16 protein-coding genes and 3 pseudogenes are annotated in these 22,342 nt (G+C 65.0%); 16 read left to right on the plus strand and 3 right to left on the minus strand.

Features of this window, described 5'->3' with window-relative positions:
* Window positions 1-10: 10 nt before the first annotated feature.
* Window positions 11-2,557, plus strand: coding sequence for a DNA helicase PcrA (gene pcrA, locus NQJ30_RS13270; RefSeq protein WP_374113264.1), 2,547 nt, complete (start codon window positions 11-13; stop codon window positions 2,555-2,557).
* Between the two features lie 23 nt (window positions 2,558-2,580).
* Here pcrA and NQJ30_RS19175 read toward each other — a convergent pair.
* Window positions 2,581-3,528: pseudogene (locus tag NQJ30_RS19175) on the minus strand (MBL fold metallo-hydrolase RNA specificity domain-containing protein).
* 94 nt (window positions 3,529-3,622) lie between these two features.
* Between NQJ30_RS19175 and NQJ30_RS13280 the strand changes: the two are divergent.
* The 12 genes and pseudogenes from NQJ30_RS13280 (at window position 3,623) to NQJ30_RS13335 (ending at window position 17,486) form a co-directional block, all read left to right on the plus strand.
* Window positions 3,623-4,330 carry a hypothetical protein gene (locus NQJ30_RS13280; protein ID WP_255770406.1) on the plus strand — a complete coding sequence of 236 codons (708 nt, stop codon included), beginning with the start codon at window positions 3,623-3,625 and terminating at the stop codon, window positions 4,328-4,330.
* A 222-nt stretch (window positions 4,331-4,552) separates the two neighbouring features.
* Window positions 4,553-5,722 carry an ADP-forming succinate--CoA ligase subunit beta gene (sucC, locus tag NQJ30_RS13285; RefSeq protein ID WP_255770407.1) on the plus strand — a complete coding sequence of 390 codons (1,170 nt, stop codon included), beginning with the start codon at window positions 4,553-4,555 and terminating at the stop codon, window positions 5,720-5,722.
* Window positions 5,723-5,733: 11 nt separating this feature from the next.
* Window positions 5,734-6,636, plus strand: coding sequence for a succinate--CoA ligase subunit alpha (gene sucD, locus NQJ30_RS13290; RefSeq protein WP_255770408.1), 903 nt, complete (start codon window positions 5,734-5,736; stop codon window positions 6,634-6,636).
* 259 nt (window positions 6,637-6,895) lie between these two features.
* Window positions 6,896-7,298: pseudogene (locus tag NQJ30_RS13295) on the plus strand (tautomerase family protein).
* Window positions 7,299-7,497: 199 nt separating this feature from the next.
* The gene (iolC, locus tag NQJ30_RS13300) at window positions 7,498-8,532 is read left to right on the plus strand and encodes a 5-dehydro-2-deoxygluconokinase (RefSeq protein WP_255770409.1); all 1,035 of its coding nucleotides are present in this window, start codon (window positions 7,498-7,500) and stop codon (window positions 8,530-8,532) included.
* Window positions 8,529-9,452: a Cgl0159 family (beta/alpha)8-fold protein gene (locus NQJ30_RS13305; RefSeq protein WP_255770410.1), complete on the plus strand. Its 924-nt coding sequence runs from the start codon at window positions 8,529-8,531 to the stop codon at window positions 9,450-9,452. Before iolC ends, NQJ30_RS13305 begins: the two co-directional genes overlap by 4 nt.
* Window positions 9,453-9,478: 26 nt before the next feature.
* Entirely contained in the window at window positions 9,479-11,407 is a 1,929-nt protein-coding gene (gene iolD, locus NQJ30_RS13310; protein ID WP_255770425.1) for a 3D-(3,5/4)-trihydroxycyclohexane-1,2-dione acylhydrolase (decyclizing), read from the plus strand.
* A gap of 43 nt (window positions 11,408-11,450) precedes the next feature.
* A complete protein-coding gene (locus NQJ30_RS13315) occupies window positions 11,451-12,965 on the plus strand; it encodes a CoA-acylating methylmalonate-semialdehyde dehydrogenase (RefSeq protein ID WP_255770411.1) in 1,515 nt (504 codons plus the stop codon).
* A gap of 134 nt (window positions 12,966-13,099) precedes the next feature.
* Window positions 13,100-14,017 (plus strand): sugar phosphate isomerase/epimerase family protein, encoded by a 918-nt coding sequence (locus NQJ30_RS13320; RefSeq protein WP_255770412.1) that lies wholly within the window; start codon window positions 13,100-13,102, stop codon window positions 14,015-14,017.
* Window positions 14,018-14,045: 28 nt separating this feature from the next.
* Window positions 14,046-15,059, plus strand: coding sequence for a Gfo/Idh/MocA family protein (locus NQJ30_RS13325; protein WP_255770413.1), 1,014 nt, complete (start codon window positions 14,046-14,048; stop codon window positions 15,057-15,059).
* 88 nt (window positions 15,060-15,147) lie between these two features.
* Window positions 15,148-16,020 carry a sugar phosphate isomerase/epimerase family protein gene (locus tag NQJ30_RS13330; protein WP_255770414.1) on the plus strand — a complete coding sequence of 291 codons (873 nt, stop codon included), beginning with the start codon at window positions 15,148-15,150 and terminating at the stop codon, window positions 16,018-16,020.
* Window positions 16,020-17,486: a sugar porter family MFS transporter gene (locus NQJ30_RS13335; RefSeq protein WP_255770415.1), complete on the plus strand. Its 1,467-nt coding sequence runs from the start codon at window positions 16,020-16,022 to the stop codon at window positions 17,484-17,486. Before NQJ30_RS13330 ends, NQJ30_RS13335 begins: the two co-directional genes overlap by 1 nt.
* A 151-nt stretch (window positions 17,487-17,637) precedes the next feature.
* Here NQJ30_RS13335 and NQJ30_RS13340 read toward each other — a convergent pair whose 3' ends face one another.
* Both NQJ30_RS13340 and NQJ30_RS13345 read right to left on the minus strand, forming a co-directional pair.
* Complete coding sequence (locus NQJ30_RS13340; RefSeq protein WP_255770416.1) at window positions 17,638-18,657, minus strand: sugar phosphate isomerase/epimerase family protein; 1,020 nt, start codon at window positions 18,655-18,657, stop codon at window positions 17,638-17,640.
* A complete protein-coding gene (locus NQJ30_RS13345; RefSeq protein ID WP_255770417.1) occupies window positions 18,654-19,832 on the minus strand; it encodes a Gfo/Idh/MocA family protein in 1,179 nt (392 codons plus the stop codon). The genes NQJ30_RS13340 and NQJ30_RS13345 overlap by 4 nt, the downstream gene beginning before the upstream one ends.
* 148 nt (window positions 19,833-19,980) lie before the next feature.
* On the opposite strand from NQJ30_RS13345, the gene NQJ30_RS13350 reads away from it, so the two are divergent.
* From NQJ30_RS13350 to NQJ30_RS13360, 3 genes and pseudogenes are all read left to right on the plus strand, one after another.
* Window positions 19,981-20,994, plus strand: coding sequence for a LacI family DNA-binding transcriptional regulator (locus NQJ30_RS13350; RefSeq protein ID WP_255770418.1), 1,014 nt, complete (start codon window positions 19,981-19,983; stop codon window positions 20,992-20,994).
* 147 nt (window positions 20,995-21,141) lie between these two features.
* On the plus strand, window positions 21,142-22,137 hold the full coding sequence (locus NQJ30_RS13355; protein ID WP_255770419.1) for a substrate-binding domain-containing protein: 996 nt from the start codon (window positions 21,142-21,144) through the stop codon (window positions 22,135-22,137).
* Window positions 22,138-22,201: 64 nt separating this feature from the next.
* Window positions 22,202-22,342: pseudogene (locus NQJ30_RS13360) on the plus strand (ABC transporter permease); the annotation flags it as partial.

The following is a 22,342-nucleotide window of genomic DNA, read 5'->3' on the forward strand; positions in this document are numbered from 1 at the left end:
CACCATGGATATGTTGTTTGACCCGTACTCTGACGGACCGTTCAAGGCCGCATCAGCCGCCTCAGCCCGCACCAAGTCGCGCCCGGAGGGCCTTTCCCAGCCGGCCGAACTGGGCGGCGGAACCGGCCACCAGCGCCCGGCTGACACTGCCCAGCCAACCGGCGGCTGGGCCACCCAGCAGCCCCATGGAGAAGGCAGCGGGGACCAGCCGCACCACCGGCCGAATGCCGCGGAACTGCTGCAGGGGCTGAACCCGCAGCAGGAAGAAGCCGTGAAGCATGCCGGCAGCGCGCTGCTGATCGTGGCCGGTGCCGGCTCTGGCAAAACCCGGGTGCTCAGCAACAGGATCGCCTACCTGATCGCCACGCACCGGGCCCACTACGGTGAGATCCTGGCCATCACCTTCACCAACAAGGCGGCTGCCGAAATGCGTGAGCGCATCGCGGCCCTGGTGGGCGGCCGGGCCAAGATCATGTGGATCTCCACGTTCCACTCCTCCTGTGTGCGCATCCTGCGCCAGGAAGCGGCCAACGTGGGCCTGAAGTCCAACTTCTCCATCTACGACTCCGCCGACTCCCTGCGGCTGGTCACGCAGGTGTCCAAGAGCCTGGACCTGGACCCCAAGAAGTTTGCGCCCAAAGCCATCCAGCACAAGATCTCGGCGCTCAAGAACGAGCTCATCGACGCCGACTCCTTCGCCTCTTCAGCCAACTTCAACGACCCCTTCGAAAGCGCTGTGGCGGACGTCTTCAAGGGATACACCCAGCGGCTGCGCCAGGCCAACGCCATGGACTTTGATGACCTCATCGCCGAGACCGTCTACATGTTCCGGGCCTTCCCGGCGCTCGCGGATTCCTACCGCCGCCGGTTCCGGCACGTCCTCGTGGACGAATACCAGGACACCAACCACGCCCAGTACGCCCTGGTCCGCGAGATCGTGGGCGAAGGTCCGGGCGCGTCCGAGCTGACCGTCGTGGGCGATTCGGACCAGTCCATCTACGCCTTCCGCGGCGCGGACATCCGGAACATCGTGGAGTTCGAGAAGGACTACCCCGAAGCACGCACCATCAAACTGGAGCAGAACTACCGCTCCACGCAGAACATCCTCAGCGCGGCGAACTCCGTCATCTCGCGCAACCCCAACCGGCCCGAAAAACGGCTCTGGACGGCCGAGGGTGAAGGCCACAAGATCATCGGCTACGTGGGCGAGAACGAGCACGACGAAGCCCGCTTCATCGCCAAGGAAATCGACCGGCTCCAGGACGAGGACAACCTCCGCCCGGGCGACGTGGCCATCTTCTACCGCACCAACGCGCAGTCCCGCTCCATCGAGGACGTGCTGGTCCGGGTGGGTCTGCCGTATAAGGTGGTGGGCGGCACCCGCTTCTACGAGCGTAAGGAAATCAAGGACGCGCTCGCGTACCTCCGGGTCCTGGTCAACCCGGACGACGACGTCAACCTGCGCCGGGTGCTTAACGAACCCAAGCGCGGCATTGGAGACCGCGCCGAGGGTGCCGTGGCAGCGCTCGCCGAGCGCCAACGGACCTCCTTTATGGCGGCCGCCCGGCGGGCCGAGGCGGCCCCGGGCATGGCAACACGTTCCGTCAACGCCGTCCTGGGCTTCGTGAAACTGCTGGATGACCTCGCCGAAGTCGCCGCCGGCTCGGGTGCGGCCGCAGCGCTGGAAGCCGTCCTGGAACAGACCGGCTACCTGGCCGGGCTGCGTTCCAGCACGGATCCACAGGATGAGTCCCGTGTGGAGAACCTGGCGGAACTCGTCGCCGTCGTGCGTGAATACGAGCAGGAGAACCCTGAAGGATCCCTGGGCGCGTTCCTCGAACAGGTGTCCCTGGTGGCTGACGCTGACCAGATCCCGGACGCCCCCGGGGCCGACATCGACGCCGCGGTGGCCGAGGCCAAACGCCTGGGCGTCGTGACGCTGATGACCCTCCACACCGCCAAGGGCCTGGAATTTCCGGTGGTCTTCCTGACCGGCATGGAGCACGGGCTGTTCCCGCACCAGCGTTCGGCCACGGATCCCAAGGAGCTGGCCGAGGAACGCCGGCTGGCCTACGTGGGCCTGACCCGCGCCCGGAAACGGCTGTACGTCACGCGCTCCGAAGTCCGCAGCATGTGGGGCCAGAGCCAGTACAACCCGGCCAGCCAGTTCCTCGAGGAAATTCCGTCCGAGCTGGTGGAGTGGAAGCGCGAAGGGACCAGCCGGCAGGCGGGCGGCTGGGCGGGTGGCGGGTCCATCGGATCCAGCCGGTACTCAGGCTCCTTCTGGGGTGCAGGCTCGTCCCGGGGGGCCGCCGCGGATTCATCGGCCGGTTTCAATGCGGATGTGCCCGCTGCCATCGCCAAGAACAGGGTCCAGCCACAAAAGGAAATCGTGGCCGTCAGCGTGGGGGACAAGGTCAACCACACCAGCTTTGGCAACGGCACGGTGCTGGCCCTCGAAGGCGCGGGAGACAAAACCGTTGCCAAGGTGAAGTTCGACGTCGGTGAGAAGCGGCTCCTGCTCCGCTATGCGCCGCTGACCAAACTGGACGCGTGAGGTACACCCCGGGGAGCGTGCTGCTAGCCGGGATGGTCCATTGAGACGGATTCAAGGTATTCAGGCACGCGGGCCCGCCACCCCAGTTCGTGTTTGATGCGGACGCGGAGGGCGTCGGACGAGTCTGCTTCCCCTGGGTGACATACGTCATGGCCGGTGCCGCGGGGGCGGACCGCAGCCATTGGACCAGCTCGTCGGCGTCAGCATGGGCGGACAAGCCTTCCATCTGGATGACTTCAGCCCCGATCCGGATGTCCCGGCCATAGATGCGCAGATGTCCCTCGCCCGCGGCGAGGGACGCACCCCTGGTTCCCGGGGCCTGGTATCCGCTGAGGATGATTGCGTTGCAAGGATCGGGCCGTAGTTCTCAAGGTGGTGCAGGATCCGGCCCCCGGTGAGCATGCCGCTGGCGGAAAGGATGATCATCAGACGCGACAGGTGCAGCAACACCGTCTCCGCCCGGCCCACGGCGAAGGCTGCGATCATGATCACGCCCTGCCTCTTAGCGATGAGATTAACGATCTCGCCCAGTTCGGCTTCAGGATTTCCGGCGGGATGTGCCCGGTTCCCGTAGGTGGATTCAGTCACCAGCACGTCGACGGAACCCAGGGCCCGTGGCGGAAACATCAGGGGATCATTGGCCCGGCCGAGATCGCCGGTGAAATGGACCGTTCGGCCGCGCAGTCCGGCAGGAGCAACGTGCAGAGCTCAGTGGTGCCCGGTGTTGCATAAACCGGCCCGCGGAAGCCGTCCCGGACCAGCGCAGGGACTTAACCGGTGTGGTCCAGATGGGCGTGACTGAGGAGCACGGCATCGAGGCTGGCCGGACTGACTGGAAAAGCTACGCGGTTTCGATCCCGGATCCGTTTGTAGCCCTGAAAGAGCCCGCATTCGACCAGGATCCGCCGTCCGTGTGACACGACCAGGTACCTGGAGCCGGTCACGGTATCCGTTGCGCCGAGAAACCTCAGCCTCGCCGACTGGTGCTTCTCCACGGGGCGCTCCTTAGATGCGGCCCTGTCGGCGGTGGGCGCCCTCCGGGCCGGGCCGCGGCCATGAAGCATAATGGAGCCCATGCGACGGACTGTACTGGGGATCCTGGCCGCCCTTCTTGTGCTGGCGGCCACGGCCTGCAGCGTCACCACCAATGACCCGGGCTACGTGGCTCCGCCGCCTTTGCCGCCCCTGGAACAGCTGGAACGGGCGGCCCTGGTGGACCCTGCCGGGTACGGGGCCGGCCAGGACGTCCTGTCGTTCATCACGGAGGACCGGAACATTGTGTGTTCGCTGACGTCGGCCAAAGGCGAGCACATCAACCTCCCGTACGAACAAAACAGCTTCACTGACAGCGCCAACGCCAGGCTGGCCACCGTTCCCGTGGCCCACTGCGAACTGGCGGCCTACCCCAAACCCGCTGCGGCCGATACCAAGGACGACTGCGCCGGCACCGGCCTGGGCTACCTCGGCGGCACGGCGCTGCTCACGCCGGACAAAGCCACCTACGGGGAATGCAGGTCGGGAGTCACCCGCATGGAGGCCACCTACGGTCCGAAGGGGAGCAAGAGCGGCCCCGTCAGCGAACTGCCCGTCCTGGCCGACGGCGCCAACCTGGAACGGAACGGTCTCCGCTGCTCGGCATACAACCACGGCGTAGCGTGCGGAAACGTCTCCGGCGGCGTCGCCTTCTTCGTCACCAGGGATCATTACGAAGCCATTTCCCGGCCCGCGGAGACCGCCGCCCCGGGCCCGTCGAAGGACGCAAAATCCCCGTAATCCCGGGCTTTTTCTACGTTCCATAGAATAGTGTGCTTACTCACATAAGGGGTACTGTGGAACGGGCCGGTCCTCAGAGAGGACTAGAGTTCCGAGTGGAGCATTACGCACGGTGGCTCGTTTTAGGACTGGCCGCAGGTGCTTGCAATCCGCAGCCCGGTCATCGTCTTCGACGGTGCCCGACTGTACAGAAACTACTTCGACGTAGAAGGACACTAAACCGTGGACCTGTTTGAATACCAGGCGCGCGATATGTTCGAGGCGCACGGTGTACCCGTGCTTGCCGGCATCGTGGCGTACACCCCAGAAGAAGCAAAAGCAGCAGCCGAAAAAATCGGCGGCGTGACTGTTGTTAAGGCGCAGGTCAAGGTAGGCGGTCGCGGCAAGGCCGGCGGCGTCAAGGTAGCCAAGTCCGCAGATGAGGCACTTGAGCACGCCACCAACATCCTGGGCATGGACATCAAGGGCCACACCGTCAAAAAGGTGATGATTGCCCAGGGTGCCGACATCGCCGAGGAGTTCTACTTCTCCGTCCTGCTGGACCGTGCCAACCGCAACTACCTGGCCATGTGCTCGGTTGAAGGCGGCATGGAAATCGAACAGCTCGCCGTCGAACGTCCCGATGCGCTGGCCAAGGTTGCCATCGACCCCGCCGTCGGCATCGACCAGGCCAAGGCTGACGAAATCGTCGCAGCCGCAGGCTTCCCCGAGGAACTGCGCGGCAAGGTCGCCGACGTGATCCTCAAGCTCTGGGACGTCTTCAAGAAGGAAGACGCCACCCTGGTGGAGGTCAACCCGCTGGTCCGGACCGGCGCCGGCGACATCGTGGCGCTGGACGGCAAGGTCTCGCTGGACGAGAACGCCGAGTTCCGCCACGCCAAGCACGCACAGCTTGAGGACAAGGACGCTGCAGATCCGCTCGAGGCCAAGGCCAAGGCGCAGGACCTGAACTACGTCAAGCTGGACGGCGAAGTGGGCATCATCGGTAACGGTGCCGGCCTGGTCATGTCCACCCTGGACGTCGTTGCGTACGCCGGTGAAAACCACGGCAACGTCAAGCCCGCCAACTTCCTGGACATCGGCGGTGGAGCTTCCGCCGAGGTCATGGCTGCAGGCCTCGACGTCATCCTCGGCGACGAGCAGGTCAAGTCCGTGTTCGTGAACGTCTTCGGTGGCATCACCGCGTGTGACGCCGTCGCCAAGGGCATCGTTGGTGCGCTGGCCGAGCTGGGCCACAACGCGAACAAGCCGCTGGTAGTCCGCCTCGACGGCAACAACGTTGAGGAAGGCCGCCGCATCCTGGCCGAGGCCAACCACCCGCTGGTTACCCTGGCCGCCACCATGGACGAGGGCGCCGACAAGGCCGCCGAGCTCGCCAACGCAGCTAAGTAAAGGGACGCACCATGTCTATCTATCTGAACAAGGACTCCAAGGTCATCGTCCAGGGCATCACCGGCGGCGAAGGCACCAAGCACACCGCCCTGATGCTGAAGGCCGGCACCAACATCGTCGGTGGCGTCAACGCCCGCAAGGCCGGCACCACGGTCTTGCACGGCGATGCTGAAATCAACGTTTATGGCACCGTCAAGGAAGCCATGGCCGAAACCGGCGCCGACGTCTCCATCGTCTTCGTACCGCCGGCATTCACCAAGAACGCCGTTGTTGAAGCCATCGAAGCAGGCATCGGCCTGGTCGTTGTGATCACCGAAGGCGTGCCGGTCCAGGACTCGGCCGAGTTCTGGGCACTGGCCCAGGCCACGGTTGACGCCGACGGCAAGCAGATCACCCGCATCATCGGCCCGAACTGCCCCGGCATCATCACCCCCGGCGAAGCGCTGGTTGGCATCACCCCGAACAACATCACCGGCAAGGGCCCCATCGGACTGGTTTCCAAGTCCGGCACCCTGACCTACCAGATGATGTACGAGCTGCGCGACCTGGGCTTCTCCACCGCCATCGGCATCGGCGGCGACCCCGTCATCGGCACCACGCACATCGACGCCCTCGCCGCGTTCGAAGCTGACCCCGAGACCAAGGCGATCGTCATGATCGGCGAAATCGGTGGCGACGCTGAAGAGCGTGCCGCCGAGTTCATCAAGGCCAACGTCACCAAGCCGGTTGTCGGCTACGTGGCCGGCTTCACCGCTCCCGAAGGCAAGACCATGGGCCACGCCGGCGCCATCGTCTCCGGTTCCGCCGGAACCGCCCAGGCCAAGAAGGAAGCCCTCGAGGCCGCAGGCGTCAAGGTCGGCAAGACACCGTCTGAGACCGCCAACCTGCTGCGCGAGGTCTACGCAGCGCTCTAAGCACCACAGCACCACAACGCGGGGTCACTCCCGGCCCGATCCAGAGGTTGGATTGGGCGCGGAGTGACCCCGCGTTGCTGTTTAAAGCGCCTTGCTGTTTAAAGTACGACGGCGTCCGTCACCTTCATACCGAAGGCGGCGGACGCCGTCGTCGTTAACTCTGTCGGGCAACCTTCAGCGCGAAGCTGGCGGGATGATTGCCCTACTCTTGCATGATTTGTTAGTATGTCAGGACAAACTAACTCAAGGAGCAATTCAAATGCCGCTGGTTCGAATCGACGTCAACGCAGGCCGAAGTCCCGATGAGCTGGGACGCCTCCCGCGGGATCCACGATGCCATCCTGGCGGAGTATGGCGTTCCCGAGCGGGACTACTTCCATATCGTCACCGAGCACGCTCCGGGCCAAATTTTCGCGCAGGATGCAGGCCTGGGCTTTGAGCGCTCTGCCGGCGTGGTGATGATCCAGATCTTCACCCAGGGCGGCCGAAGCCCGGAAGCAAAGCAGTCGCTCTTTGCGGCCATCGCCGAGCGCTTGGCCGAGGTTGGCGTGGCCGGGGAGGACGTCTTCCTGGGCTACATGGAGAACAGTGCCAGCGACTGGTCGTTCGGCTTCGGCCGCGCGCAGTATGTCACGGGAGAACTGGCAGTTCCCACTAAATAGCGGCCTCGCGCGGCTCTTGGCGAACCGCCCGGAGTACTTTTTTCGAAGGCTACGTCTCGTTGTAATTATGTCAATACAAACCTTTGACAGGACATGAAATCTGGTGCAGAGTAGTGGTTGTGGCCCCGCTCACGTGCGGCCCCCAAGGCACCGGAGCTCCGTCCCGCAAGAGTTCACAACAGAAAGGTCCGCGATCACCGTGAACCACGAACTGCTCACGATCGGGCGCATCAGCGTTGATATCTACCCGAACGACATTGGGGTGGACCTGGAGGACGTCCAGTCCTTCGGCAAGTACCTCGGAGGTTCACCCTCCAACGTGGCCGTGGCTGCTGCCCGGCACGGCCGCCGGACCGGCGTGATAACCCGCACCGGCGATGACGCCTTCGGCACCTACCTGCACCGCGAGCTGCGGAAATTCGGCGTGGACGATTCCTTCGTCACCCCGGTCAAGGAATGGCCCACCGCAGTGACCTTCTGTGCCATCAAGCCCGCGACGGACGAGTTCCCGCTGTACTTCTACGGCCGGTTCCCCACCGCGCCGGACCTCCAGATCAAGGCCGGGGAGCTGGACCTGGACGCCATCCGGAACGCGCGGATCTTCTGGTCCACCGTGACCGGATTGTGCCAGGAGCCCAGCCGGGAAGCGCACCTCGCAGCCCATGAGGCCCGGGACCGCGACCAGCTGAAGATCGGCCAGTTCACCGTCCTGGACCTGGACTACCGGCCCATGTTCTGGGCTTCCGAGGCGGAAGCGCGGGAACAGGTCGCCAAGATTCTGCCGCACGTGACGGTGGCCATCGGCAACGACAAGGAGTGTGCCGTCGCCGTCGGGGCGGGAACTCCCGATGAGCAGGCCGACCGTTTGTTGGCCGCCGGCGTCGAGATTGCCGTGGTCAAGCTTGGCGCAGAGGGCGTTATGGCGAAGACACGCACGGAGCGCGTCGTTTCGGCACCGGTGCCGGTGGAGACCGTCAACGGGCTGGGCGCCGGTGATTCGTTCGGCGGTGCGTTCTGCCATGGGCTGCTGTCCGGCTGGCCGCTCGCCCAGGTCCTGGACTTCGCCAATGCGGCGGGCGCCATCGTCGCCTCGCGCCTCTCCTGTGCCGATGCAATGCCGACGCCGGAGGAAGTCACCTCGCTGCTGGCCGAACGGGGCCGCCTGGTGCCCGCCACGACCGGTGCCCCGGCAGTCACATCCCCCGAAACAGTTTCCGAAGGAGCAGCGTCTTGAGCCTCAACGATGACCCGCGCCGCTATGAGCACCTCAGTGCGCTGCGGCTCGAAGACCCCGACGCTGTCGCCCGCGCGGCCACCTCGCGCCGTCGCCATCCCGGCCTGAAGTACGGTGTGCAGAACTTTATTGTCGCCGCCGACCACCCCGCCCGCGGCGCCTTGGTGGTCGGCAACGATCCTGTGGCCATGGCTGACCGGCGTGATTTGCTCGACCGGCTGCAGATCGCCCTGGCGAACCCAGCCGTGGACGGCGTCCTGGCATCTCCGGACGTCATGGATGACCTGCTCCTCCTCGGCGCCTTGGAAGGCAAGCTCCTTTTCGGTTCCATGAACCGCGGCGGGCTGTCCGGGCTGGTGAACGAAATTGATGACCGCTTCACCGGCCATACCGCGACTGCGCTGGCTGCGCTGGGGGCCGACGGCGGGAAGATGCTCACGCGCATATGCCTGGGTGACCCGGATACGGTGGCCATGCTGGAGGCCACGGCCAAGGTCATCGATTCGCTGGCCGAGCGCAAGCTGATCGCCATGGTGGAGCCGTTCCTGTCTTCCTGGCAGAACGGCAGGGTCCGCAATGACCTGAGTGCGGATGCCGTGATCAAATCAGTGGCAATCGCCGAAGGCCTGGGCTCCACGAGCGCATATACGTGGATGAAGCTCCCCGTGGTGGCGGAGATGGAGCGTGTGATGGCCGCGACCACGCTCCCCACCGTCCTCCTGGGCGGGGATCCGGAGGGCACACAGGACGAAGTGTTCGCCAGCTGGCAGGCAGCCCTCGCCCTGCCCGGGGTCCAGGGCCTCACCGTCGGACGGACACTGCTCTACCCGGCCGACGGCGACGTGGCCGGAGCCGTCGCTACGGCCGCGTCGCTGCTCAAGACCCCTGTGCTGCAGTCCTCAGCGAAAGTATCGGAGTAAATATCGTGGGAACAGCAACCCGCAGAATGACGGTGGCGCAGGCCGTCGTCGAGTATTTGTCCAAGCAGTACACGGTGGACTCCATCAACGGAGCGGAGTATCGGGAACGCCTGATCCCGGGCACGTTCGGCATCTTCGGGCACGGCAACGTGGCCGGCGTGGGCCAGGCGTTGAAGCAGTACCAGCAGCAGGACCCGAGCATCATGCCGTACTACCAGGGCCGTAATGAGCAGGCCCAGGCGCACCAGGCCGTGGGCTACGCCCGGCACACCCGGCGCCGCCAGACCTTTGCGATCAGCACCTCGATCGGCCCGGGTTCCTCGAACCTGCTCACCGGTGCTGCGCTGGCCACCACGAACCGGCTCCCGGTGCTGCTGCTGCCGTCCGACACGTTCGCCACCCGCGCCGCGGACCCCGTGCTGCAGCAGCTTGAGCAGCCCTACGCCTATGACATCACCGTCAACGACGCGTTCCGGCCGCTGTCCAAGTTCTTCGACCGGGTCTCCCGGCCCGAGCAGCTGTTCTCCGCGTTCCACCATGGCTTGCGCGTCCTGACCGACCCGGCCGAGACCGGTGCCGTCACCATCTCGCTGCCGCAGGATGTCCAGGCCGAGGCTTTTGACGTCCCCGAGGAATTCCTGGCCGAGCGGGAATGGCGGATCCGGCGCCCCGAGGCGGACGACCAGGACATTGCCCGCGCCGCCGAGGCCATCCGTGCCGCGAAGCGTCCGCTGATCATCGCCGGCGGCGGTGTGCTCTACGCCTACGCCAACGATGAACTGGCCAAGTTCGTGGAGCTGACCGGTATCCCTGTGGGCAACACCCAGGCCGGCGTCGGCGTCCTGCCGTGGGACCACAGGTTCTCCCTCGGCGCGATCGGTTCTACCGGCACGACGGCGGCGAACGCCATCGCTGCCGAAGCAGACCTGATCATCGGTATCGGCACCCGGTACGAGGACTTCACCACTGCGTCGCGGACCGCCTTCCAGAACCCGGATGTCCGCTTCATCAACATCAACGTCGCCGCGATCGACGCCTACAAGCACGGGACCGCGCTGCCCATCGTGGCCGATGCCCGCAAGGCCCTGGTCAAGCTCAACGCAGCCCTGGGCGGTTACCGTGTGGGCGCGGACCTGGAGCAGCAGGTTGCGGCCGAAAAGCAGCGCTGGGACGCCACCGTGGACGAGGCCTTCGACACCCGCTTCACGCCCCTTCCGGCCCAGAACGAAATCATCGGTGCGACGTCCCGGGCCATGGACGCGGCCGACGTCGTTATTTGCGCGGCCGGATCGCTGCCCGGTGACCTGCACAAGATGTGGCGGGTCCGGGATCCGTTCGGCTATCACGTGGAGTACGCGTACTCCTGCATGGGCTACGAAATCCCGGGTGGCCTAGGCGTGAAGCGTGCGGCGCTGGCCGAAGCCGCCCGCGGTGGCGAGCAGCGCGACGTCGTCGTCATGGTAGGGGACGGCTCCTACCTGATGATGCACACCGAACTGGTTACCGCCGTCGCCGAACGCATCAAGCTGATTGTGGTCCTCATCCAGAACCACGGCTACGCGTCCATCGGCTCCCTCTCCGAATCGCTTGGCTCCCAGCGGTTCGGCACCCAGTACCGGGCCCTGAACGAGGAACAGCACAGCTTCGACGAAGGCGAGACGCTGCCGGTGGACCTGGCCCTGAACGCCGAGTCCCTCGGAGTGAAGGTGATCCGGATCGAACCGGGGGAGAAGGTCATCGCCGAACTCGAACAGGCCATCCGCGACGCCAAGGCGGCCCCGGAACGCGGCGGACCAATCCTGATCCATGTCGAATCCGATCCCCTGCTGGACGCCCCGAGCTCCGAGTCCTGGTGGGATGTGCCTGTCTCGCAGGTCTCTGACCTCGAATCGACCCGGCAGGCCTACCAGACCTACAGAAACCACAAGCACCGCCAGCGCAAGCTGCTCGGCTAAACCCTTTCACTTCATCCTTTTCGACCACTCAAGGAAGAGTCCCATGACTGCCATATCCACTGAGACCGTCACCATCAACCACTTCATCAACGGCGCCGAGACCGCCGGCGAGGGTACCCGCACCCAGCCCGTCTACAACCCGGCCACCGGCGCCGTCTCCGGTGAGCTGCGCCTGGCCAACCGCGCGGATCTGGATGCCACCGTGGCCGCGGCACGCAAGGCCGCCGACAGCTGGGGCGACATTTCCCTGGCCAAGCGCACCGCCGTTTTGTTCAAATTCCGCGAACTCGTCGCAGCCCACGTGGACGACCTCGCCGAGCTGATCACCGCTGAGCACGGCAAGGTCCTCTCCGACGCCAAGGGTGAGATCGGCCGCGGCCTGGAAGTTATCGAGTTTGCCTGCGGGATCCCGCAGCTGCTCAAGGGCGACTACTCCGACCAGGTCTCCACCGGCATCGACGTCTTCTCCTTCCGCGAGCCGCTCGGCGTCGTCGCTGGCATCACCCCGTTCAACTTTCCCGTGATGGTGCCGCTGTGGATGGCTCCGATGGCCATCGCCACCGGCAACGCCTTCATCCTCAAGCCCTCCGAGCGCGACCCCTCCGCCTCGATGCTCCTGGCCAAGCTGTGGAAGCGGGCAGGCCTCCCGGACGGCGTGTTCCAGGTCCTGCATGGCGACAAGGAAACAGTTGACGGGCTGCTGACCCACGCGGACGTGGACGGCATCTCCTTCGTCGGCTCCACCCCGATCGCCCAGTACGTCCATGAGACCGCCACCAAGCACGGTAAGCGCGTCCAGGCCCTGGGCGGGGCGAAGAACCATGCCATCGTGATGCCCGACGCCGACCTCGACAACGCCGCGGACCACCTCGCCGCCGCCGCGTTCGGTTCCGCCGGCGAACGCTGCATGGCAATCTCCGTGGCCGTTGCCGTCGGCGACGCCGCAGACCTGATCGTGAAGAAAGTCGAAGAGCGCGCCCTGGCCGTCAAGGTCAACAACGGCACCGCGCCCGGCGCCGAAATGGGCCCCGTGATCACCCCGGCCTCCAAAGAGCGCATCCTCAGGATCGTCACCGAAGCCGAAACCGCGGGAGCGGCGATGGTGGTGGACGGCCGCGACCTCGTGGTCCCCGGCCACGAAGACGGCTTCTGGGTGGGCCCCACCGTCCTGGACCACGTCAAAACGGAAATGACTGCCTACACCGAGGAAATCTTCGGACCCGTCCTCGTCGTCGTCCGCGTTGACACCCTCGAAGACGGCATCAACCTGATCAACGCCAACCCGTACGGCAACGGCACCGCGATATTCACCTCCTCCGGCGCCAACGCCCGCACGTTCCAGCGCTCCGTCACGGTGGGCATGATCGGCATCAACGTGCCGCTGCCCGTCCCGGTCGCTTACCACTCCTTCGGCGGCTGGAAGGCCTCACTCTTCGGTGACAAGCACATCTACGGCCCCGAAGGTGTGTCCTTCTACACCCGCGGCAAGGTGGTCACCTCCCGCTGGCCCGAGCCCACCCACGCCTCCGGCGCGTCCTACAACTTCCCGTCCAACTAACAACCACCATCGCTTGCTCCCCACCGGCACCCTCGCCTCGCAAGCTCGGCCAGGGAACCCTGCCGGCGTGGGCCCAACGCCGTTTTGAGCGTCCAAAAGGGCCGCTACGGAGCAATCGATGAGAAAGAAAAGTCATGACTGACGTCGAGAACAAGCTCATCATCGGCACCGCCCCCGACTCCTGGGGTGTGTGGTTTGCGGAAGATCCCCGGCAGACGCCGTGGGAGCGTTTCCTGGACGAGGTTGCGGAGTCCGGCTACAAGTGGATCGAACTGGGCCCGTACGGCTACCTGCCCAACGACCCCACGCGCCTGGCGGAAGAACTCAAGGCCCGCGACCTGAAGGTCACCGCCGGAACGGTCTTCACCGCCTTCCACCGGGGCGCCGCCCAGTACGAGGAAGCCTGGGAGCCTGCCCGCAAGGTGGCGGAGCTGACGGCGGCCATGGGCGGCGAACATATTGTGGTCATCCCGGCCATGTGGCGTGACGACGTGACCGGCGAGGCAGTGGAAAGCGGGCAGCTCACGGACACCGCCTGGGCCGACCTGTTTGCCGGCCACAACCGCATGGGCAAGGTCCTGTTGGAGGACTTCGGCCTCAAACAGCAGTTCCATTCGCACGCCGACTCGCACGTCGGTGCCCAGCAGGACATCGAAACGCTGCTGGCCGCCACGGACCCGAAGTACCTGAACCTGTGCCTCGACACCGGCCACGCCGAATACTGCGGGGCCTCCAGCCTGGAACTCATCAAGAACTACCCGGACCGCATCGGCTACTTGCACCTGAAGCAGATCAACCCGGAGGTCCTCAAAAAGGTCAACGAGGAAAACATGACCTGGGCTGCGGCGAACCTCGCCGGAGTGATGACCGAGCCGCCCAACGGACTGCCGGACCTCCGGGCCGTCATCGAAGCTGTCGAGGCGCTCGACCGTCCGATCTTCGGCATCGTGGAGCAGGACATGTACCCGGTCGCCTTCGACGTCCCGATGCCCATCGCCAAGCGCACCCGCAACTACCTGCTCTCCTGCGGTTCCCGCACCCGCGTCCAGTAACTCAACCGAACTCACGAAGGACAGAAAAGTGACCAAGACTCTCCGCGTAGCCGTAATCGGCGCTGGCCGCATGGGTGCGGACCACATCAAGCGCCTCAGCACGCGCATCCACGGCGCTGAAGTAGCCGCCGTCGTCGACGTTGATCTTGCGCGGGCGCAGGCCGCCATCGAAGGGATCGACGGCGCCGTGGCACTCGCGAACGCCGACGAAGCGCTGAACAACGGTGACGTGAACGCCGTGCTGATCGCCACACCGGGTTTCCTGCACGAGGAAATTCTGTACAAGGCACTGGAGAAGGACTTCCCGATTCTCTGTGAGAAGCCGCTGACTCCGGATGCGGAGAGTGCGTGGAAGGTTGTCCAGGCCGAGGTCGCTGCCGGCCGTAAGCGCATCCAGGTCGGCTTCATGCGCCGCTTCGACGCCGAGTACGCGGCACTGGGCTCGATCATCCGTACCAGCGAACTGGGGGAGCTGCTGATGCTGCACCACCAGCACCGCAACCCCAGCACCCCCGAGGGCTTCACCAACGAGATGCTCATCAACGACTCCGTGGTCCACGAGTTCGACGCGATCCGCTACTTCACCGGTGAGGAAATCACCTCCGTCCAGGTCCGTCTCGGCAAAGCCACGCGCAATGCCTCCAACGGCCAGCACGACCCCCAGCACGTCCTGCTGGAAACCGAATCCGGTGTCCTGGCCGACGTCGAGATCTACGTCAACGCCAAGTTCGGCTACCAGGTGGCCACGCAGGCCTCGTTCGAGGACGGCATCGTGAGCATTGGCGGGGACAGCGGACCGTACGTGCAGTCCGCGGGCAAGTGGGGCGGCAGCGTCACCCCGGGGTTCGAGGAGCGCTTCGGTACGGCTTACGACGTCGAGATCCAGGCCTGGGCGGACGCCGCGCTGCGCGGCGAAATCGGCGGCCCCACCGCCTGGGACGGCTACGCCACCGCAGCCTGCTGCGAAGCCGGTGTGGAGGCCCAGAAGTCAGGCGAGAAGGTCAAGGTCCAGCTCAACACCAAGCCGGACCTCTACAGCTAGCTGAGACCAGGGGCGGCCTGCCGGCAGCAGCCCGGCAGGCCGCCCCTGCATTCAGCACCGAAGTTTTCCGAACCACAAAGGAGTGACCATGAAAATCGCCCTGGACCCCACCCCGTTCCACCACAGCCACAGCCTGCTGGAATTTCCGCGCGTGGCCGCCGATCTTGGCTACAAGTACCTGCAGCTGACCCCGCATGCAGATATGATCCCGTTCTACAACCACCCCAAGGCTGACGATGAACTGGTGGTCCAGCTGAACAAGGCCTGCAAGGACGCCGGTGTGGAAATCGCCTCGGTGCTCCCGGTCCTGCGCTGGTCCGGCCCGGATGAGGATGCCCGCGAGGCGGCTGTGCGCTACTGGAAGCGCGCCATCCAGATCGCGGTGGACCTGGGCGTGAGCACCATGAACACCGAATTCAGCGGCCGTCCCGAGAAAGCCGAAGAGTCCGAGCGTGCCTTCTACCGCTCCATGGAAGAACTGCTTCCCATCATCGAGCGCGAGGGCATGGATGTCCTGATCGATCCGCACCCGGACGACTTCGTCGAAGACGGCCTGGCCGCCATCCGCGTGATCAGGGGCGTCAACTCGCCTAACATCGGCATGGTCTACGTGGCCTCGCACACCTTCCACATGGGCAATAAGCCGCTGGAGATCATGCGCGCCGCCGGGGACAAACTCCGCCTGGTCCACGTCTCGGACACGATGGACCACCACGCCTCGCACGGGCTCCGCTACATCACCAACCCGCCCGGAAACGCCGTGCGCGTCCACCAGCACCTGAAAATCGGCGACGGCGACGTCAACTGGGACGAGTTCTTTGGCGGGCTGAAGGAGATCGGCTTCTTGGACAAGGACAGCACCGTGATGGTTTCCAGCGTCTTCGCCGAGGACGACAACGCCGAGGAGGTCTCCCGCTACCAGTTGGAGTCGATGGGCCAGTACATCGGCAAGGTGAAGTAGTGGGGGGCGACGCGAAGCAAACCCTGACGAATCCCGGCACAGTCCAGGCCGACGTCCCCGGCAGCTCCAAGCAGAACCAGCAGGCCAGGCCCGCCAACCCCAGAAAGTTCATGCGGAAGGTGGCGCTCTTCTCCACCTTCGGCGGACTGCTGTTCGGTTATGACACGGGGGTGATCAACGGCGCCCTGCCGTTTATGCAGCGTGACCTGGGATTGACGCCGCTGACCGAAGGCCTGGTGACCTCCACCCTCCTGTTCGGCGCGGCCTTCGGCGCCATCAGCGCAGGCCGGCTCTCTGACCGCTTCGGCAGGCGAAAAACCATCATGGGCCTTGCCCTGATCTTCATTGTGGCCACCATCGCCTGCACCATCTCACCGAGCACCGAACTGCTCATAGCAGCCCGGACCCTGCTGGGCCTGGCGGTGGGCGGCGCGTCCGTGATTGTCCCGGTGTACCTCGCGGAAATGTCGCCGGCCGCCCAGCGCGGCCGCATCGTCACGCAAAACGAACTGATGATCGTCACCGGCCAGTTCCTCGCCTTCACCTTCAACGCGGTGCTGGGCAACCTCTTTCCCGACGAAACCCACGTCTGGCGCTGGATGCTGGTGATTGCCACACTCCCTGCCGTCATCCTGTGGTTCGGGATGCTGGTGCTGCCGGAGAGCCCGCGCTGGCTGGCCTCGGCCGGCCGCTTCGGGGCAGTGCTGGAAGTACTGCGTTCCACCCGCGCCGCAGGCGACGTCTCGGCGGAGTTTGACGAGGTCCGGCAGGCAGCCCGCGAGGATTACCAGGCCAAGATGGGCACATTCAAGGACCTCACCGTTCCGTGGATCCGCAGGATCTTCGTGGTGGGCCTCGGCATGGCCATCATCAACCAGATCAGCGGTGTCAACGCCATCATGTACTACGGGACGTCCATCCTGTCTTCGTCCGGATTCGGCGACCGGGGCGCCCTGATTGCCAACGTCCTCAACGGCATCACGTCGGTGGCAGCCGTCGTCGTCGGCATGTATCTGATGACGCGGGTGCCCCGCAAACCCATGCTGATTGTGGGACTGTGCGGGACGGCGTCGTCCCTGACGGCCATCGCCGTCATCTCCATGGCGCTGCCGGAGAGCACGCTGCGCGGCTACCTGGTGCTGCTGTTCATGGTGACGTTCCTGGCTTCCATGCAGGGCTGCATCGGCACTGTCACGTGGCTGACCATGTCCGAGATCTTCCCCATGCATGTCCGCGGCATCGCGATGGGTATCTGTGTCTTTGTGCTCTGGATGGTCAACTTCCTGATCGGGTTCTTCTTCCCGCAGCTGGTCGCTGGGATCGGTGTTTCGGCCACCTTCTTCATCTTCGTTGCCTTGCAGCTGTGTGCCATTTTTTGGGTCAAGCGCTCGGTTCCGGAGACCAAGGATAAGTCCTTGGAGGAGCTGGAACACCTCTTCAAACAGAAAGCGGGCGTGTCCGCCTAGGACGTCCAAAAACAGAGCAGGAAAGCGCCCGACGCCGGCAGGCATCGGGCGCTTTTCTGCGCCGGTGAGTGCCCGGCGTCGAAATCGCCGGAAGACCGCGGGGCCGCCGGATTCTCCAGCGACCCCGCGGCCTTCCGGTGACTGTGGTGCGTCAGGCAGTCGGGTCCAGGGATGCGGCGAGAGCAGCATCAGCGTCGAGCAGGACCTGAGCGGCCACCTGGAGCCCTTCGATACGGCCCAGGGAGGTGTCCTCGTGTTCGATGTTGACCAGCATCTCCGGGTCCACCTCGTACAGCGCACGGAGGAATTCGGTCCAGAAGGCCGTATCGTGGCCGCGGCCGAGGGCCACGAAGTCCCAGGCGGAGACTTTCGGCCATTCGTTGGCCCACTCGTCGCCGCCGAGGTTGGTGCGGTCTTCCGCAGGCGAGAGCCGGCGGAAACTGTTGTCCAGTACGCCGTACAGCGCGGCGTTGGCGGTGTTGACTCGAACATCCTTTGCGGCTGCCTGGAAGACCAGCGGGCCGAGTTCGCGGACCACCGCCACCGGATCCATCTGCTGCCAGAACAGGTGCGAGGCGTCCAGCTCCACACCCACGTGCGTGGCGCCCGTCAGCTCGATGAGTTTGCGGACGTCGGCTGTGTTGAAGACGATGTTCTGCGGATGCAGCTCCAAGGCCACCTTCACGCCATGGTCGGCGGCGAGCCGGTCGGTTTCCCGCCAGAAGTCCGCGGCCACGCCCCACTGGTAGTCCAACACGTCCAGGGCGGCGGAGTTCCAGGCGTTGACCACCCAGTTGGTGACCGTGGCACCGGGCTCACCGCCGGGCAGGCCGGACATGGTGACCACCCGGTCCTGTCCCAGCCGGTGCGCGAGCCGGATGGAGCGGCGGATGTCCTCCGCATGCTTTTCGCCAATCTCGCGTTTGGGGTGCAGCGGGTTGCCGTTGCAGTTCAGGCCGGCGATCAATACGCCGGTTCCTTCGAAGACCGCCAGGTAGTCGTCCCGGGCGGCGTCGCTGGCGAGGATCTCATCGAACGTGGGGACGTGGACGGCGGGCAGGAAGCCGCCGGTGTTGATTTCGATGCCTGTCAGGCCCAGATCCGCGATGACTTTGAGGGCTTCGGGAAGCGGCCGGTCGTGCAGGATTGCGTTGTAGACGCCGAGTTTCATAGCGTGATCTTCTTTCCGTTGTTGAGGGCGGATTCGGTGACGGCGCCAAGCAGTTCCATGTTGCGGACACCCTCGTCGAACGTGGCGCAGCGTGGCAGCGAATCGGCTTCGCTCAGGCCGGCAACCTCTTCAAGGAACGCGCGGGCCTGGTAGCCGAAGGCGTCGTTCTGGCCAAAGCCCACCTCTGCGGCGTCCATGGCCAGGCCGCCGGTGATGTACGGGTGGCCGGGGCCCAGGATGACCTGGCGGTAGCCGTTTTCGTTGCCGGAGCCGTCGTTGAGGAACAGCTGGATTTCATTGGGGCGTCGCTGGTTGAATTTGGCGGCGCCGTTCTCGCAGAACACTTCGAAATTGAGGCTGTTGGCGTGGCCGGCGGCAACCCGGGACACTTCGAAGCTGCCTGCGCCGTTTTCGAATTCCGCGGAAAATGCGGCGTAGTCATCGTTCTCGACGGCCTCAAAAGTGTCGCTGACGGCGGCGTGGTCGTGGCCCATGACGGCCCCCAGCGGCACGGGCCGCTTGCCGATGACCGTGCTGAGCCGGCCGCCGGTGACAGATTTGATGTCACCGCAGAGGAACTCGGAGACGTAGGCCAGGTGGCTTCCGACGTCGGCCAGCGCGCCGGAGCCGGGGCCGCCCTTGTAGCGCCAGCTCATGGGAGCGGACGGGCTGAATCCGTAATCCGTCCAGTACTTGCCGCTGAAATGCAGGACATTGCCGAGGACGCCGGTGCGGATGAGATCGCGGATATAGGCGATGCCCGGCGTGCGGCGGAAGGTGAACCCGATGCGCGCAATGGAACTGGCATTGCGGGCGGCCTCCGCCATGGCGCGGGCGTCGTCGAGCGAATCACTGAGCGGCTTCTCGCACAACACGTGCTTGCCGGCGGTCAGCAGGCCCTCAACGACTTCGCGGTGCAGGGAGTTTGCAATGACAACGCTGACGACGTCGATATCGTCGGCTTCCGCGATGGCCTGCCACGAGGTGTCATGGCGCTCGTAGCCAAAACGCCGGGCAGCAAGCGAACCGAACTCGGCGTTGACGTCACCGATGGAGACGAGTCGGACCGGGGGGAGCACAGGGCTGTAGAGGGTGGACGCTGTCCGGTAGGCCGCCGCATGGGCCTTTCCGGCCATACCGGCGCCGATGACTGCGACGCCAAGGCTTTCAGCCATTGATTTCTCCTTCGAAATTCAGCCGCGGCGGGGACGTCCAACAGCTTTTTGTAGCGCTACAATTTTGTAGGCTGCCTCGAGCGTAGTCATGTCTATATGTCCTGTCAATCATTCTTTGTGGTCTACGAAGAATAGAAAGGTGGCCGCGATGGCACCGCATAATGCTCAGGCCCGGCGCCCAACGCTTTACGACGTGGCGAAGCTGGCGGGTGTTTCGCCGTCGTTGGTTTCATTGGTGCTGCAGAAGCCGGACAAGGTGGGCGAGAAGCGGCGCGAGGCGGTGCGAAGCGCCATTGCTGAGCTCGGCTACCGGCCCAGCAGGGCCGCCACTGCACTGGCGAGTAACAGGACCAAAAGCATCGGACTGGTGATTGATGACTACCGGAACCTGTGGTTCGTGGATCTGTTGCGTGGGATGGAATCCGCACTGACGGAGCATGGCTACCAGGTGATGCTGGCCGACTCCCGGCCGGGGGAGGATCGCGTCAGGGAAGCCGCGGACGGGCTGCTGGCCATGCACGTCGACGGCCTGGTGATTGCAGCCGAACCGGACGGAGTGATGCTGACCGGCGCGGAGGTTCCCGTCATCGTGGCCGGATGGCGGAACGGCGTGCCGCCGGATGCGGACCTCATTACCAATGACGACGACGGCGGCGGTGCCATTGCGGCCGACCACCTCTTGGGGCTCGGGCACGCCAGGATTGGGCACCTTACTGGTTCGGGCGGCGCCGCAGAGCATCGCCGCGCGGGCTTCCATGACCGCGTGCGGCAGGCGGGTGGTGACGTTCGGATTGCGGGCGAGGGCGGCGGCACCTCGGAAGAGGATGGGTATGCCTCGGTGTGCTGGCTGCTGGACCATCATCCGGACACCACGGCGATTTTTGCCGCCAATGACACGATGGCGCTGGGCGCCCTCGGCGCCATTAAGGCCCGCGGCCTGGCGGTGCCGGCGGACATCTCTGTCATTGGCTACGACAACTCACCGTTGGCCAAGTCCCGGTACCTGGAGCTGACCTCGGTGGATAACCGCAGCGACCTGGTGGGTGTGGAGGTGGCGAACGTACTGCTGGCGCGCCTGCAGGACCCCGCAGCCAGCCCGCAGCGGAGGCTGATACCCCCCGTTCTGGTAACCCGGGGCACCACCTCACGTCCGGCCCGTTAGGAATGTCTCGGGAGAGATTTAGGTCAAAACATCCTAATGTCAGGACAAAGTATTGACTTCTGTGAGTTGAGTCACCAAGATCGGTGTAGAGGGCTTTGAGCGCCTGCATAGTGGCAGGGCCGTAACCCCGATCAAAGGAGATAAATCGTGAAGAAGTTTTCGTGGCGGAAGGCGGCCCTGGTGGCGGCCGTCGTTCCGATGATGGCTCTCAGCGCTTGTTCCAGTACGGGCGGCAAGGCCGTCGACAGCGGCAACGCGGCCGGCGGCGGCCAGGTTGCCGGCACTGACCGGATGAAGGTAGCCCTCATCACCCACGCTGCGGCGGGCGACACGTTCTGGGACATTGTCCGCAAGGGTGCCGAGGAGGCTTCCGCGAAAGACAACGTGGAGCTGTTGTACACCAGCGATCCCGAAGCCGGACGGCAGGCACAGCTCGTCCAGCAGGCCATCGACCAGAAGGTTGACGGCATCGCTGTCACCCTGGCCACCCCGGACGCCCTCAAGGACGTGCTGAAGAAGGCCACTGACGCAGGCATTCCCGTGGTGAGCCTCAACGCGGGCGAGTCCGTCTCGGCGCAGCTTGGGGCCTTCACCCACTTCGGTTCGAATGAGCAGTTGGCAGGCCAGGCCGTGGGCAGCAAGCTGGCCGAGCAGGGTTTCAAGCACCCCGTCTGCGTTATCCAGCAGCAGGGCCACGTGGGCCTCGAAGCACGCTGTGCCGGTGTTAAGGCGAAGGTGCCCGGCACGGAGATCCTTTATGTTGACGGCAAGGACATGACTTCGGTCCAGTCCACCGCCACGGCAAAGCTCCAGGCAGCGAAGGATGCCGATGTCATCATCGGTCTCGGCGCCCCGATCACCCTCACCCTCCTCAAGTCGGTCACGGATGCCAGCAGCTCCGCAAAGGTGGCCAGCTTCGACCTGAACGCTGACCTCGCCCAGAAGATCGTGGATGGAGCCGTGCTCTTCACCGTGGACCAGCAGCCGTGGCTCCAGGGCTACATGTCCATTGATTCGCTCTGGCAGGCCAAGCGCGGCGGTTTCAAGCTCGGCGGCGGCCAGCCGGTGCTGACCGGTCCCACCATCGTGGACAAGTCAAACGCCTCCGATGTCCTCAAATTCGCCCAGCAGGGCGTCCGCTAGATCCAGGCCTCAGGCCGCGCGGCGGGGAACCGCCGCGCGGCCTGACCAACAAGGAGTTATTCCTATGGCAAATACAGCAACCCTGCCACCGGCGCCGGCTTCGGCCGCGGGCCCACGTGGCGATGAGCGCATTGGGCAACGAAGCCCGTTCCAGAAGCTCCTGGGCCGTCCCGAGGTGGGCGCGCTCGTGGGAGCGGTGGTCCTT

Source organism: Pseudarthrobacter sulfonivorans (assembly GCF_024391045.1).
In the GTDB taxonomy this organism is placed as follows: domain Bacteria; phylum Actinomycetota; class Actinomycetes; order Actinomycetales; family Micrococcaceae; genus Arthrobacter; species Arthrobacter sulfonivorans_B.

Excerpts from the sequence above, each read along its gene's own strand:
- NQJ30_RS13315 (WP_255770411.1), top strand. The coding sequence starts at position 11,451 with ATGACTGCCATATCCACTGAGACCGTCACCATCAACCACTTCATCAAC.
- NQJ30_RS13320 (WP_255770412.1), top strand. The coding sequence starts at position 13,100 with ATGACTGACGTCGAGAACAAGCTCATCATCGGCACCGCCCCCGACTCC.
- pcrA (WP_374113264.1), top strand. The coding sequence starts at position 11 with ATGTTGTTTGACCCGTACTCTGACGGACCGTTCAAGGCCGCATCAGCC.
- NQJ30_RS13280 (WP_255770406.1), top strand. The coding sequence starts at position 3,623 with ATGGAGCCCATGCGACGGACTGTACTGGGGATCCTGGCCGCCCTTCTT.
- NQJ30_RS13340 (WP_255770416.1), bottom strand. The coding sequence starts at position 18,657 with ATGAAACTCGGCGTCTACAACGCAATCCTGCACGACCGGCCGCTTCCC.
- NQJ30_RS13345 (WP_255770417.1), bottom strand. The coding sequence starts at position 19,832 with ATGGCTGAAAGCCTTGGCGTCGCAGTCATCGGCGCCGGTATGGCCGGA.
- NQJ30_RS13350 (WP_255770418.1), top strand. The coding sequence starts at position 19,981 with ATGGCACCGCATAATGCTCAGGCCCGGCGCCCAACGCTTTACGACGTG.
- iolD (WP_255770425.1), top strand. The coding sequence starts at position 9,479 with ATGACGGTGGCGCAGGCCGTCGTCGAGTATTTGTCCAAGCAGTACACG.
- NQJ30_RS13330 (WP_255770414.1), top strand. The coding sequence starts at position 15,148 with ATGAAAATCGCCCTGGACCCCACCCCGTTCCACCACAGCCACAGCCTG.
- sucD (WP_255770408.1), top strand. The coding sequence starts at position 5,734 with ATGTCTATCTATCTGAACAAGGACTCCAAGGTCATCGTCCAGGGCATC.